This window comes from Massilia sp. CFBP 13721 (assembly GCF_014842025.1).
Taxonomy (GTDB): Bacteria; Pseudomonadota; Gammaproteobacteria; order Burkholderiales; family Burkholderiaceae_D; genus Telluria.
In genome coordinates, this window is the sequence record NZ_JACYUY010000071.1 from 1 (window position 1) to 478 (window position 478).

A 478-nucleotide genomic window follows, 5' to 3' on the forward strand; every position below is an offset into this window, starting at 1 on the left:
CCACCCTAACGGTCATTGCGAGCGGCGCCACCCCGGAGCATGAAAGAGAATAGAGGTGGAAGGCAACGATAGAGGTCGCGCGATATCGTGGAGGTGCCAACCCCGACCCTAACGTGACCCGCAAAGCTGACTCGTACCCCGGATTGCATCCTTAGAGAGCGAACGTTAAGCAGGCCGTCGGCGACTTGTCGCCTTCAGGCTACTTCAGCTTTTTGCATCGCTGCCTTCCATTTTCTAACTTTACCTTAAAAGGTGAAAAATGAATTTGGTGGCATTCTATAAACGCGTGCTGGGTCTGGACGTGCACCAGGCACAGATAACGGCGTGTGCAATGATTGAAGATGAGAATGGCGAACCACAGCTGATACAGCGTCAGTTCGGTACATTCAAGCGCGACCGCAAGGCACTCGCTGAGTGGGCTGCGTCGCTGAAGGTCGAGTTAGTGGTGATGGAAAGTACGGGCATTTACTGGAAAAGT

General features: G+C 53.3%; 1 pseudogene. It reads left to right on the plus strand.

Annotated features, from left to right (window positions below):
• Window positions 1–259 precede the first annotated feature (259 nt).
• Window positions 260–478, plus strand: a pseudogene (locus IFT60_RS26205) (IS110 family transposase); the annotation flags it as partial.